Source organism: Actinoplanes sp. SE50/110 (genome assembly GCF_900119315.1).
GTDB lineage: Bacteria > Actinomycetota > Actinomycetes > Mycobacteriales > Micromonosporaceae > Actinoplanes.
In genome coordinates this window covers 8,032,812-8,045,134 of the sequence record NZ_LT827010.1, presented here as the reverse complement: position 1 = coordinate 8,045,134, position 12,323 = coordinate 8,032,812, and the positions used below count along the sequence as shown (strand labels likewise).

Genomic DNA, 12,323 nt, shown 5'->3' with positions numbered 1-12,323 from the left:
CACCCCTAGGGGAACGTCTCAGGGGCACGGCGGATGCGCGAGGTTGCACCGGCACGGCATGGTGGTAGGCAGTCGATGACCGGGAGGCTCGGGATGGGCAAAGCAGTGATGTTCGTGCTGGCGCTGATCGGCGGTGTGGTCGTGGTGAGCTGGGTCTTCCACGCGCTGTTCGGTGCGTTCTTCTACCTGCTGCTGGTCGCCGCGGTGGTCGGCGGCGGGCTCTGGCTCTACGGCAAGGTCAAGCGCGAGATCGCCCCGGGGACCCGCACGCAGCGGCGGATCGAGGCGGCCACGAAGACCTACCGGATGCGCAACCGGTGAGCGTTCCGCCCGCCAAGTAGTCTTGCGGACGACGCCATCACCACCGACCAACGGGAAGTCGCACCGTGTTTGACACCCTGAGTGACCGCCTGTCCGGGATCTTCACCAAGCTTCGCGGTAAGGGCAAGCTCACCGACGCCGACATCGACGCCACCGCACGCGAGATCCGTCTCGCGCTGCTCGAGGCCGACGTGGCGCTTCCGGTGGTCAAGGCGTTCATCGCCAACCTCAAGGAGCGGGCGCGCGGCGCCGAGGTCTCCCAGGCGCTGAACCCCGCCCAGCAGATCATCAAGATCGTTCATGAAGAGCTGATCAACACGCTCGGTGGCGAGGGGCGGCGGCTGGTCTTCGCCAAGCAGCCGCCCACCGTGATCATGCTGGCCGGTCTGCAGGGCGCCGGCAAGACCACGCTCGCCGGCAAGCTGTCCCGCTGGCTCAAGAACCAGGGCCATCAGCCGCTGCTGGTCGCCGCCGACCTGCAGCGGCCCAACGCGGTCAACCAGCTGCAGGTGGTCGGCGGCCGGGCCGGGGTCGACGTCTACGCGCCCGAGCCGGGCAGTGGCGTCGGCGACCCGGTCAAGGTGGCGAAGGACTCGATCGAGGTCGCCAAGCGCACCGCCAAGGACATCGTCATCGTCGACACCGCCGGACGTCTCGGCATCGACGAGGAGATGATGCAGCAGGCCCGGGACATCCGCGCCGCGGTCAACCCGGACGAGGTCATCTTCGTCATCGACGCGATGGTCGGCCAGGACGCGGTGCAGACCGCCGAGGCCTTCCGCGACGGCGTCGGCATCACCGGCGTGGTGCTGTCCAAGCTCGACGGCGACGCCCGCGGCGGCGCCGCGCTCTCCGTTCGGCACGTCACCGGCCAGCCCATCCTGTTCGCCTCCACCGGCGAGAAACTGGAAGACTTCGACCTCTTCCATCCCGACCGGATGGCCAGCCGGATCCTCGGCATGGGCGACGTGCTGACCCTCATCGAGCAGGCCGAGCAGGCCTTCGACGAGGATCAGAAGGAGAAGATGGCCAGCAAGCTGCTCGGTGGCGAGCAGTTCACGCTGGAGGACTTCCTCGACCAGCTGATCGCGGTCCGCCGGATGGGCCCGATCGCCAACATCCTCGGCATGATGCCCGGCATGGGCCAGATGAAGGACCAGCTGGCCGAGCTCGACGACAGCCACTTCGATCGGGTCACCGCGATCATCCGCTCGATGACCCCGCAGGAGCGCACCGAGCCCAAGGTGATCAACGCGTCCCGCCGGCTGCGCATCGCCAACGGCTCCGGCGTCACGGTGATGGAGGTCAACCAGCTGCTCAACCGCTTCGCCGACGCGCAGAAGATGATGAAGCAGATGAGCGGGATGATGGGCCTGCCCGGCGGTCGCCGGTCGGCCACCAAGAGCTCGAAGAACAAGCGCAAGGGCAAGAACAACAACCGGCCGCGGACGGGTGGCGGGCTGCCCGGGGGGATGCCGGCCGGCTTCCCCGGCGGGATGCCGCAGCTGCCGCCGGGGCTGGACCCGAACGCCCTGGCCGGCGGAGGCATGCCGCCCGGCTTCAAGCTGCCGAAACTCGACTTCAACAAGCTGAACAAGCCGAAAGACGACGAACGGTAACTAGGCATGGCGCGTCTTGTCGCGGCGCTAGTATGGTTGGAGGCGATCCCATCAAGGAGGAGCCGGTGACCGCTGCGCCGCACTTGAGCGAGTTCGAGATGATCGACTATCTGCTCGGCCGAGACGACCTGACCGTCGACGACATCGCAGACCTTCCCGAGGATCTCCGATACGAGTTGATCGACGGAAGGCTCGTCTTGTCACCCCTCGCCATGCCGTTCCATCAGTACCTGAGCTTCCAGGTCGCTACCGCGGTTCATGAGTTCTGCCCGGACAGCGTCCTTGTCAACGTGGAGCAGGCGGTCCTGCTGGACCGCAGGAACGAGTTGCGTCCCGACATGGTTCTGGTGCGAGAGGAGGGCGCGCTGAGGTCACCGGTCAGGCCGGAGGATGTGCCGTTGGTCGTGGAAGTCATCTCAGAGTCCTCGAAGAGGTTCGACCGGACCGGGAAGCTGAAGAAGTACGCCTACGTCGGAATCACGAATTACTGGATCATCGATCCATTGGCCGATGACGTCAGCTTCACCCAGTTCGCGCTAGGCGCGGACGGTTCCTATCGGCAGTTGCTGGAGACCAGCGACCTGGTGACGGTCGACCAGCCCTGGCAAGTCACGCTCGATCTGCCGGCCTGGACGCGGCGACGCGATCGCATTCGTGCGGTGGCCCGGCCGGACATCTGAGGCGCTGATCCGGTAGGACTGTTCCATGGCGTTGCATGTGCGTGGGACGGTTTTGCCGGACGGTGAGGTCCGGGACATCTGGCTGGTGGGCGATCGGATCACCTTCGAGCCGGTGGGCGGGGCCGAGACGATCAGCGACGGCGGGTTCATCGTGCCGGGGCTGGTCGACGCGCACTGCCATCTGGGGATCGCCTACGGCGCGAAACCGATCGAGAGCCTCGACCAGGCGCGCGAGCTGGCGCACACCGACCGGGACGCCGGGGTGCTGGCGCTGCGCGACGCGGGGTCGCCGTTCCCGTACCCCGAGTTGGACGACGAGCCGGGCATCCCGCGCCTGGCCCGGGCCGGCCGCCACGTGGCGCCGCCGCGCCGTTATCTGCGGGACATCGGCGTGGAGGTGCCCGCCGAGGAGGTCGCCGCCGCGGTCACCGCCCAGGCGAAGGCCGGCACCGGCTGGGTGAAGCTGGTCGGCGACTGGATCGACCGCTCGGTCGGCGATCTCGCCCCGAGCTGGGATGCCGAGACCATGGCCGCCGCGGTCGAGGCCGCCCACGCGGCCGGCGCCCGGGCCGCGGTGCACACGTTCTCCGAGGAGGGCGTCGAGATCATGGTGAAGGCCGGGGTGGACTCGGTGGAGCACGGCACCGGCCTGTCGCTGGAACTGATCGACGAGATGGCCCGCCGGGGCACCGCCCTGGTCCCCACGATGATCAACATCCGGACCTTCGGGAAGATCGCCGACCAGGCCCGGGAGAAGTTCGCCGGCTACGCCGACCACATGCTCGCCCTGCGCGACAACTTCCCCGAGGTGGTGCTGGCCGCGCACGAGGCCGGCGTGCCGATCTACGTGGGCACCGACGCGGGCGGCGGGATCCGGCACGGCCTGGCCGCCGAGGAGATGCTCTACCTGCACGAGGCCGGCATCCCGGCGGCCGACGTGCTGGCCGCCGCCTCCTGGAAGGCCCGCGCGTGGCTGGGCTTCCCCGGCCTGGTCGAGGGCGGCCTGGCCGACCTGGTCGTCTACGACGCCGACCCGCGCGCCGACCTGCGCGTGGTCCGGGCGCCCCGCCGGATCGTGCTGCGCGGCGCCGTCATCCGCTAGCGGGTGAACCGCCAGCTGTACAGGCCCTGCCCGGTCGGGCAGGTGAGCAGCCCGGTGTCCCAGTCGCACCGCCCGGAGATCTCCGGCATCGTCCCGAGCGTCACCTTCCGGTAGTCGATGTTGGAGACGCCCCGGGCGGTGAACCGGCCGTCGCCGGCGTCCCGGGTCAGGGTCAGCACGTTCCCGTCGTCGATGAACCCGCCGATCCCGTTGTCGGAGTACCGGGCCTGCCCGTTCTCGTCGTACAGCGCGGTGCCCTTGTCGCCGCCGCCACTGGTCATCACGTGCCCGAGCCGGACCGACGACGTGCCGCTCAGCGGCACCGCTCCAGTACGGCGCAGCACGGTGCCGCCGACGGCGTCGATCAGGAGAAGTCGTACGTCGCTGCCGTCGGTCTCGTACAGGCAGAGCCGGTCGTGGCCGCACGGGAAGTACCGGTCCATCGCCCAGGAGCCCTGCCGGTCGTAGAGGATGCGCTGCGGCGTGCCGATGCCGAGTCCCCCGGGGGTCGACTCCTCGGTGTAGACCATGCCCTCGTAGGCGATCAGTTCTTGCGCGTCCCGCCGGGCCCGTGTCTGGGATTGCACCTTGCCGGTCCGGATGTTCCGGATCACCACCTGCCCGCCCGAGGTGATCGACACCAGCCGGTCGTCGGTGACCGGGAACGCCTTCTCCGACTCCGGGGAGAACAGCGCCGCCCCGCCCCCGGAGACGTCCTCGGAGGCGTCCGCCCCGGTCAGCATCCCGCTGATCATCGTCGCCCCGGCCGCGGCGGTCCACAGCCGCCGGCCGCCGGCCAGGTCGTACGCGTCGATCCGCCCGGTGGTTTTGGACAGCCGCACCACCACGTCGCGGTGCAGGACCAGCCGGTCGCCGGTGGTGTGCGGCAGCTGCCAGCGTTTCGCCCCGGTGGCCGGGTCGTGGAACTCCAGGACCCGGTTGTCGGGCGCCTTGATGTCCTCGACGGCCGGAGCCGGTTGACGGACCAGGATCACCGACTTCGCCGTGGTGGCTACCCCCAGGTAGGTGCTGTCCAGCCCGGGCAGCGTCCAGAGGGTCCGCCCGGTGCCGGCGTCGATCGCGATCGCCCGGGTCTTCGACAGCCCGATCACTCGGTCGCCGGCGATCCGCGCCGCCGTCCAGGTCTCCCCGGCCGGGGCCGGCAGCGGCTCGCCGAGTGGCGCCAGCCCGCGGATCCGGGACGGCGTGGTGGCCGGCAGCACCGGGTCGGTGAGCCGGTGCTGCCGCACCGCCAGCACCCCGGCCCCGGCCAGCACCAGCACCACGGCGGCGGCACCGGCCAGCACCGCCCGCTGCCGGGTGCGCAGCTGGGCGCCGCGGCGTCGGGCCTGCTCGGCGGTGCCGATCGGGACCGCGTCGGCCTGCCGCCCCAGCGTGGTGAACAGTTCGTCGAGATCAGTGGACACGGTTGGCTCCTTCCTCCACCGCGCCGAGGGCGGCCGCGAGCGCGGCCCGGCCCCGGGAGAGCCAGGATTTGACGGTGCCCAGCGCGACGCCGGTCTCGGTGGCGATGTCCGCGACCGAACGGTCCAGCAGGTAGTGCAGGGCGAGCGCGCGCCGCTGGGCGTCGGGCAGCTCGCGCATCGCCCGGACCAGCAGCACCAGGTCCTCCGACGGCGGGGCCACCGGTGCGGGTGGCGGCTCGGCGGCGGCCCGCGCGCGGCGGATGCCGAGCCGGCGCCAGCGGTCGGTGGACAGCCGGTTCACCACCAGTCGCAGCCACGCCTCCGGGTCCTCGTAGCCGGACACCCGGCGCCAGCGCTGCCAGGCTCGGGCGTACGCCTCCTGGACCAGGTCCTGCGCCTCACCCGGATCCCCGGTCAGCCCGTACGCGTAGCGCAACAGCCGCCGGGAGGTGTCCCGGTAGAAGCCGTCGAAATCCATCCGTCACCCCGTCCCTATCCGATGAGGGACACGGGATGCCCACCCGGCCGGTTGCGCCCGGCCACGACTACGATGCTTGCTCATGGCTCGCGTGCTCACTCCCCGTGCGGAGGATTTCCCCCGCTGGTATCAGGACCTCATCGCCAAGGCGCAGCTCGCCGACAACGGCCCGGTGCGCGGCACGATGGTGATCCGGCCGGTCGGCTACGCGATCTGGGAGCGTATGCAGGCCGACATGGACGCCCGGATCAAGGAGCAGGGCGTACAGAACGCGTACTTCCCGCTCTTCATCCCGGAGAACTACCTGCGCCGCGAGGCCGACCACGTGGAGGGCTTCTCGCCGGAGCTGGCCGTGGTCACCCACGCCGGCGGCAAGGAGCTCGCCGAGCCGCTGGTGGTCCGCCCCACCAGTGAGACGGTGATCGGCGAGTTCATGGCCAAGTGGGTCGACTCGTACCGTGACCTGCCCCTGCTGCTGAACCAGTGGGCCAACGTGGTCCGCTGGGAGCTGCGCCCGCGCACCTTCCTGCGCACCACCGAGTTCCTCTGGCAGGAGGGGCACACCGCGCACGCCACCGAGCAGGACGCCCGGGACCACGCCCGCGAGATCCACAAGCACGTCTACCAGGCGTTCATGGAGGAGCTGCTGGCCATCCCGGTGGTGCCCGGCCGCAAGACCAAGGGTGAGCGGTTCGCCGGCGCGACCAACACGATGACCGTCGAGGCCATGATGGGCGACGGCAAGGCGCTGCAGATGGGCACTTCGCACGAGCTCGGGCAGAACTTCGCCAAGGCGTTCGACATCACCTACTCGTCCGCCGACCGCACCGTCGAGCACGCCTGGACCACCTCGTGGGGCACGTCCACCCGGATGGTCGGCGGCCTGATCATGGTGCACGGCGACGACAACGGCCTGCGGCTGCCGCCGCGGCTGGCGCCGATCCAGGTGCAGATCATGGTGGTCAAGGCCGGCGAGGGCGTCACCGAGGCGGCCACGCAGCTGCGCGACGACCTCAAAGCAGCGGGCGTACGCGTGAAGCTCGACGACCGGGCGGACATCCCCTTCGGTCGCCGGGCGGTGGACGCCGAACTGCAGGGCATCCCGATCCGGGTCGAGGTCGGTCCCCGCGACCTGGCCAACGGCAACGCCGTGGTGGCCCGGCGGATCGACGGCACCAAGTCGCCGATCGCGCTGGCCGAGGTGGCCGCCGCGGTGGTCGCCGCGCTCAAGGCCGACCAGCAGCGGCTCTACGACGACGCGCTGGCCTTCCGGGTGGAGCGCACCGTCGACGTGAAGACGCTGGGCGAGGCGATCGAGGCGGCGCAGACCGGCTGGGCCCGGGTGCCGTGGTCGGCGATCGGCGAGGCCGGGGAGAAGGAGGCGAACGGCAAGGCGGTCACCGTCCGCTGCCTGACCCGCGAGGACGGCTCGATGCCCGAGTCGGACACCGAGGACGGTCTGGTCGCCTACCTCGGTCGCTCGTACTGATCGCCACCGGCGTGCGTTTCACCGAGGGCCGGCCGGTCCTCTACCGGAACTTCTCCGCCGACCGGCTGGTCAACGTCCGCCCGTGCCGGGTGGTCTCGGACGACGACCGCGGGCTGCTGCTCTGGCTGGCCCGCGGCACCCCGGTGATCATCGACGTCCACCGGGACGGCCGCGGGACCCGGGACATGCCGTTCGCCGAGTGGGCGGTCGCGCCGCGCAAGCGGATCGTGAGCACCTGGGCCGGCCCGGGTGTCCTGAAGTTCATCCCGCCCGGCGCCGACCACTCGGTCTGGTTCTTCCGCACCGAGCGGGACACCTTCAAGAACTGGTACGTGAACCTGGAGGCGCACGCGATCCGCTGGGACGACGGTGACGTCGCCGGGGTCGACGTGATGGACCAGGATCTCGACATCCACGTCGACCCGGACCGCACCTGGCGGTGGAAGGACGAGGACGAGTTCGCCGAGCGGCTCGCCCTTCCGGAGCACTACTGGGTGCCCGATCCGGAGGCGGTGTGGGCCGAGGGGCGCCGGGTGATCAAGCAGATCGAGGCGGGGGAGTTCCCGTTCGACGGCACCTGGACCGACTTCCGGCCCGATCCGGGATGGCCCGTTCCGGCGGAGATCCCGCCCGGCTGGGACCGTCCCGGGGCACGATGACACCCGATTGGGATCCCGGCCATCCGATCTGGCAGAATGGCTTGTTGGTATCCGGCATGTCGTGAGGCGCCCTCTAACCCCTCACCGCACGGCCAATCCACGAGGCATCGGCCCCGCATCCCCACGCGGGTTCCGGTCGGCTCACCCACGCAGTCACCAGGAGCGAATACACCGTGGCCGTTAAGATCCGGCTCCTGCGGATGGGCAAGATCCGCAACCCGCAGTACCGCATCGTCGTCGCCGACTCGCGCACCAAGCGCGACGGCCGCGCCATCGAGTACATCGGCATCTACCAGCCGAAGGAACACCCCTCGCTGATCGAGGTCAAGTCCGACCGCGTCCAGTACTGGCTCGGCGTCGGCGCGCAGCCGAGCGAGCCCGTGCAGCGGATCCTGGAGAAGACCGGCGACTGGCAGAAGTTCAAGGGCCTGCCGGCCCCGGCGCCGCTGCTGGTCGCGCCGAGCAAGCAGAGCAAGACCGAGGTCTACGAGGCCGAGGCCAAGGCTGCTGCCGGTCTCGCCGACACCAAGCCGGCCGCCACGCCGAAGAAGGCGAAGGGCGAGGCCAAGCCGGCCGCCGCGCCGGAGGCCGCCGAGGCCAAGCCGGAGCAGACCAAGGTCGCGGACCCGGCCGAGCCGAACCGCGAGGCTGTCGCCGAGACGGCAGAGGACCCGGCCGGTGCCGGCGCCGACGCGAGCTGACGGGGCGCTCCGGCCGGCGCTGGAGCACCTCGTCAAGGGCATCGTCGACAACCCGGACGACGTCCGGGTCCGCCTGGTCGACTCGCGCCGCGGCAAGCGGCTCGAGGTCCGCGTGCACCCCGAGGACCTGGGAACGGTCATCGGGCGTGGCGGGCGCACGGCCAAGGCGCTGCGTCAGGTGATCGGGTCGATCGGTGGGCGCGGCATCCGCGTCGACATCGTCGACGCGTACTGATCGATGCTGCTCGTCGTCGGCCAGATCGGTAAACCGCACGGCATCCGGGGCGAGGTCTCGGTGGTCGTGCGGACCGATGAGCCCGAGGCACGCTTCACCGCCGGGCAGGTGTTCACCACGGAGGTCCCCCGGGACCGCCGGGTGAGCACCGGCCCGGCGGCCGCGTCCGCCCCCGGCGCTCTCTTCGAAGTTCCGAAACAGCTCACCCTCGAGTCGATCCGCTGGCATCAGGGCCGCGGCATCGCGGTGTTCGAGGGCATCCACGACCGCAATCTCGCCGAGGCGATGCGCGGCGTGTTCCTGCAGGTGGACAGCGCTGAGCTGGCCCCGCCGGAGGACCCGGACGAGTTCCACGACCACCAGCTGATCGGGCTGCGGGTGGAGTCGCTCGACGGCACCGAGCTGGGCACCGTGCAGCGGATCGAGCATGCTCCGTCCTCGGACCTGATCGTGCTGGCCAAGTCCGGCGGCGGGACCGCGTTGATCCCGTTCGTCACCGTGATGGTGCCGACCGTGGACATCCCCGGCGGCCGCGTGGTCGTCGATCTCCCGGAAGGTCTGCTCGATCTGTGAAGGTCGACATCATCTCGATCTTCCCGGACTACTTCGCCCCGCTCGATCTCTCGCTGATCGGTAGGGCGCGGACCACCGGGACGCTGGATCTCACCGTGCACGATCTGCGCACCTGGACCCATGACGTGCACCGGACGGTGGACGACAGCCCGTACGGGGGCGGTCCCGGCATGGTGATGCGCCCCGAGCCGTGGGGTGAGGCGCTGGACGCGGTCGGCAGCCCGGAGGCGACCCTGGTCGTGCCGTCCCCGGTGGGCCGACCGTTCACCCAGGCCGATGCGTACGAGCTGGCCGCTCTTCCGCATCTGATCTTCGCCTGCGGACGGTACGAGGGGATCGACCAGCGGGTCATCGACGACGCGGCCGATCGGATGCCGGTGCGCGAGGTGTCGCTCGGTGACTATGTGCTGTTCGGCGGTGAGGTCGCGGTGATCGTGATCATGGAGGCGATCACCCGGTTGCTGCCCGGGGTGCTCGGCAACGCCGACTCGCTGACCGAGGAGTCGCACGCGGCCGGCCTGCTCGAGGCCCCCGTCTACACCAAGCCGGCGTCATGGCGGGGCCGGGACGTGCCGGACGTGCTGCGCTCCGGTGACCATGGGCGGATCGCCCGCTGGCGGCGTACCGAGAGCTTCGTGCGAACCGCGAGCCGGCGGCCGGACCTGTACGCGGCGTACCCCCCGGAGAACCTGGACAAGAAGGACCGCAAGGCGCTGGCCGAGGCCGGATTGGAGCTCCCGCCACCCGGTGTGGCAAAGTAGGGAGGTTGCCGTCTCGGCTCCGCGCTGCGGGACCGTGACGAGGACCCCTCGAAAGCGTGGGGGGTCAGATGTGCCCATCCGCGTCACCGGCTTCCGGGGCGCACGAGTAATACAAGGATGCAGCGATGAACACGCTGGACGAACTCGACGCCCAGTCGCAGCGCACCGACCTCCCGGACTTCCGGGCCGGTGACACCCTCAAGGTGTACGCCCGGGTCGTCGAAGGCAACCGTTCCCGTGTCCAGGTCTTCCAGGGCGTCGTGATCGGCCGCCAGGGCAGTGGCCTGCGCGAGACCTTCAAGATCCGCAAGATCAGCTTCGGCGTCGGCGTCGAGCGGACCTACCCGTTCAACAGCCCGGCGATCGACAAGATCGAGGTCGTCACCCGCGGTGACGTCCGTCGCGCCAAGCTCTACTACCTGCGTGAGCTCCGCGGCAAGAAGGCGAAGATCAAGGAGCTGCGGGAGAAGCAGTCCGTCTGACCCCTCTGCTCCGGCAGGCCCGGGCTGCTCCGGCAGGCCCGGGCGCAAGCGCATTAAGCTTGCCCGTGTGCCGGATGATGAACCATTCCAGTCCTACCGCCCGTAATTCCCTCTAGCCGGGAAACTCGGGCGGTAGTGCTGTATCCGGGGGCGGTTCGGCCGGGATTCGTCAGGAGATGCGAAGCGTGGATCCGATGGAAGGGTATCGACCGTCCCGGCGGCGGTCGCTCATCAGGCGCAAGGAAATGCCCCTCTGGCAGGAGTTGCCGCTGCTGCTCGTGGTGGCGTTCTGCCTGGCCGTGCTCATCCGCACCTTCCTGGTCCAGGCCTTCTACATCCCCTCCGGGTCGATGCAGACGACGCTGGAGCTCAAGGACCGGGTCCTGGTCAACAAGGTCGTCTACGACATGCGGGACCCGCTGCGCGGCGAGATCGTGGTCTTCCGCGGCACCGACAACTGGGCGCCCGAGGTGACCGAGCCGGTCAGCAACACGTTCGGGGCGAAACTCGGGCGTACGATCGGTGACCTGGTCGGGGTGAGCCGCCCCGGTGAGCGTGACTTCATCAAACGGGTGATCGGCCTTCCGGGTGACAAGGTCGCCTGTTGTGACGACCAGGGCCGGATCACGGTGAACGGGATCGGCATCGATGAGGCTTACATCGCGCCGGGCCACAACTCCGACCTGAACCAGCCGCCGATCGCCGGGCAGTGCACCAGCCGCAAGTTCGCCGAGATCACCGTGCCGCCCGGTCAGATGTTCGTGATGGGCGACCACCGCAAGGTGTCCCAGGACGCCCGCTGCCAGGGTCCGGTCCCGATTAAGAACGTGATCGGTCGCGCCTTCGTGACCGTCTGGCCCACCAGTAGATTTACGACGCTCGAAGTCCCGGACGTCTGGAAACAGTTCGCGCAACAGCATCCGACGGCCGCCGCCGGGCCACCCGGACCGCGCCCGCGGCAGGATCCCCGGGTGGCCGGCAGCCTGTTTCCGCTGCTGATCACCGCCGTGTGGTCCGCGCGTTCCAGCATGTCGTTCCGGACTCGACGACGTAGGCTCCGAGCGTGATTGACGAGCAGACCGAAAAGCGCCGCGGGTCGTTCTGGCGCGAGCTTCCCATTCTGCTGGGCGTGGCGATTCTGGTCGCCGTCCTGGTGCGCGCCTTCGTCCTGCAGACGTTCTACATCCCGTCCCCGTCCATGGAGCACACGCTCAACGTGTGGGACCGGGTGCTCGTCAACAAGCTCGTCTACGACTTCCGTGACCCGAAACGCGGCGAGATCATCGTTTTCAAGGCGCCCACCGAGTGGCAGTCCGGCAACGAGGGCGAGGACTTCATCAAGCGGGTCATCGGCACCCCGGGCGACCGGGTGGTCTGCTGCGACACCCAGGGCCGGCTGACCATCAACGGGCACTCGCTGGACGAGCCGTACATCTACACCGACGCGGACGGCAACCGGAACCAGGTGGCCGACGAGAAGTTCGACATCACCGTGCCGGCCGGTCGGCTCTGGGTGATGGGCGACCACCGGGAGGCCTCCGGCGACTCGCTGGAGCACTATGAGCAGAGCACGGCCACCGACACGGCCGGCAAGATGGCCGATTCGACGATCACCATCGACTCGGTGGTTGGGCGGGCGTTCACGATCTTCTGGCCGGCCGGCCGGGCGACCTGGCTGACCGTGCCCGACACGTACGACGCGATCCCGGACGCCGCCGGTCACTGATCCTCGGGCTCCGCTCCGGGCCGCGGCGCGGTGGCCGGCCGCTCATCGATCACGGGCCGGTTCGAAAGAT

General features: G+C 69.8%; 15 protein-coding genes. 13 read left to right on the top strand and 2 right to left on the bottom strand.

Going from position 1 to position 12,323, the window contains the following annotated elements; translation table 11 throughout:
• Positions 1-93 precede the first annotated feature (93 nt).
• The 4 genes from ACSP50_RS35885 to ACSP50_RS35870 all read left to right on the top strand — a co-directional run bounded on the left by ACSP50_RS35885 (position 94) and on the right by ACSP50_RS35870 (position 3,722).
• Entirely contained in the window at positions 94-321 is a 228-nt protein-coding gene (locus tag ACSP50_RS35885; RefSeq protein ID WP_014694231.1) for a hypothetical protein, read from the top strand.
• A 65-nt stretch (positions 322-386) separates the two neighbouring features.
• Positions 387-1,940: a signal recognition particle protein gene (ffh, locus tag ACSP50_RS35880; RefSeq protein ID WP_014694230.1), complete on the top strand. Its 1,554-nt coding sequence runs from the start codon at positions 387-389 to the stop codon at positions 1,938-1,940.
• A gap of 65 nt (positions 1,941-2,005) precedes the next feature.
• A complete protein-coding gene (locus tag ACSP50_RS35875; protein WP_014694229.1) occupies positions 2,006-2,620 on the top strand; it encodes a Uma2 family endonuclease in 615 nt (204 codons plus the stop codon).
• 25 nt (positions 2,621-2,645) lie between these two features.
• Entirely contained in the window at positions 2,646-3,722 is a 1,077-nt protein-coding gene (locus tag ACSP50_RS35870; protein WP_014694228.1) for an amidohydrolase family protein, read from the top strand.
• Here ACSP50_RS35870 and ACSP50_RS35865 read toward each other — a convergent pair.
• Both ACSP50_RS35865 and ACSP50_RS35860 read right to left on the bottom strand, forming a co-directional pair.
• Positions 3,719-5,149, bottom strand: coding sequence for a PQQ-binding-like beta-propeller repeat protein (locus tag ACSP50_RS35865; RefSeq protein ID WP_014694227.1), 1,431 nt, complete (start codon positions 5,147-5,149; stop codon positions 3,719-3,721). The two genes, ACSP50_RS35870 and ACSP50_RS35865, sit on opposite strands and share 4 nt — an antisense overlap.
• A complete protein-coding gene (locus ACSP50_RS35860) occupies positions 5,139-5,627 on the bottom strand; it encodes a SigE family RNA polymerase sigma factor (RefSeq protein ID WP_014694226.1) in 489 nt (162 codons plus the stop codon). Before ACSP50_RS35860 ends, ACSP50_RS35865 begins: the two co-directional genes overlap by 11 nt.
• An 82-nt stretch (positions 5,628-5,709) precedes the next feature.
• Here ACSP50_RS35860 and proS point away from each other — a divergent pair, with 82 nt between their 5' ends.
• From proS to lepB (ACSP50_RS35815), 9 genes are all read left to right on the top strand, one after another.
• The gene (gene proS, locus ACSP50_RS35855; protein WP_014694225.1) at positions 5,710-7,116 is read left to right on the top strand and encodes a proline--tRNA ligase; all 1,407 of its coding nucleotides are present in this window, start codon (positions 5,710-5,712) and stop codon (positions 7,114-7,116) included.
• An 11-nt stretch (positions 7,117-7,127) separates the two neighbouring features.
• A complete protein-coding gene (locus ACSP50_RS35850; RefSeq protein ID WP_014694224.1) occupies positions 7,128-7,775 on the top strand; it encodes a DUF402 domain-containing protein in 648 nt (215 codons plus the stop codon).
• 173 nt (positions 7,776-7,948) lie between these two features.
• Entirely contained in the window at positions 7,949-8,476 is a 528-nt protein-coding gene (gene rpsP, locus ACSP50_RS35845; RefSeq protein ID WP_014694223.1) for a 30S ribosomal protein S16, read from the top strand.
• A complete protein-coding gene (locus ACSP50_RS35840; RefSeq protein WP_014447131.1) occupies positions 8,454-8,711 on the top strand; it encodes an RNA-binding protein in 258 nt (85 codons plus the stop codon). Before rpsP ends, ACSP50_RS35840 begins: the two co-directional genes overlap by 23 nt.
• Positions 8,712-8,717: 6 nt before the next feature.
• Positions 8,718-9,284 carry a ribosome maturation factor RimM gene (rimM, locus tag ACSP50_RS35835; protein WP_172898923.1) on the top strand — a complete coding sequence of 189 codons (567 nt, stop codon included), beginning with the start codon at positions 8,718-8,720 and terminating at the stop codon, positions 9,282-9,284.
• Positions 9,281-10,045: a tRNA (guanosine(37)-N1)-methyltransferase TrmD gene (gene trmD, locus ACSP50_RS35830; RefSeq protein WP_014694221.1), complete on the top strand. Its 765-nt coding sequence runs from the start codon at positions 9,281-9,283 to the stop codon at positions 10,043-10,045. Before rimM ends, trmD begins: the two co-directional genes overlap by 4 nt.
• A 125-nt stretch (positions 10,046-10,170) precedes the next feature.
• The gene (gene rplS / locus ACSP50_RS35825; RefSeq protein ID WP_014694220.1) at positions 10,171-10,527 is read left to right on the top strand and encodes a 50S ribosomal protein L19; all 357 of its coding nucleotides are present in this window, start codon (positions 10,171-10,173) and stop codon (positions 10,525-10,527) included.
• Positions 10,528-10,703: 176 nt separating this feature from the next.
• Complete coding sequence (gene lepB / locus ACSP50_RS35820) at positions 10,704-11,594, top strand: signal peptidase I (protein WP_043512852.1); 891 nt, start codon at positions 10,704-10,706, stop codon at positions 11,592-11,594.
• Positions 11,591-12,253 carry a signal peptidase I gene (gene lepB, locus ACSP50_RS35815; RefSeq protein ID WP_014694218.1) on the top strand — a complete coding sequence of 221 codons (663 nt, stop codon included), beginning with the start codon at positions 11,591-11,593 and terminating at the stop codon, positions 12,251-12,253. The genes lepB (ACSP50_RS35820) and lepB (ACSP50_RS35815) overlap by 4 nt, the downstream gene beginning before the upstream one ends.
• Positions 12,254-12,323 lie beyond the last annotated feature (70 nt).

Excerpts from the sequence above, each read along its gene's own strand:
- ACSP50_RS35885 (WP_014694231.1), top strand. The coding sequence starts at position 94 with ATGGGCAAAGCAGTGATGTTCGTGCTGGCGCTGATCGGCGGTGTGGTC.
- ACSP50_RS35870 (WP_014694228.1), top strand. The coding sequence starts at position 2,646 with ATGGCGTTGCATGTGCGTGGGACGGTTTTGCCGGACGGTGAGGTCCGG.
- ACSP50_RS35860 (WP_014694226.1), bottom strand. The coding sequence starts at position 5,627 with ATGGATTTCGACGGCTTCTACCGGGACACCTCCCGGCGGCTGTTGCGC.
- proS (WP_014694225.1), top strand. The coding sequence starts at position 5,710 with ATGGCTCGCGTGCTCACTCCCCGTGCGGAGGATTTCCCCCGCTGGTAT.
- rplS (WP_014694220.1), top strand. The coding sequence starts at position 10,171 with ATGAACACGCTGGACGAACTCGACGCCCAGTCGCAGCGCACCGACCTC.
- lepB (WP_043512852.1), top strand. The coding sequence starts at position 10,704 with ATGCGAAGCGTGGATCCGATGGAAGGGTATCGACCGTCCCGGCGGCGG.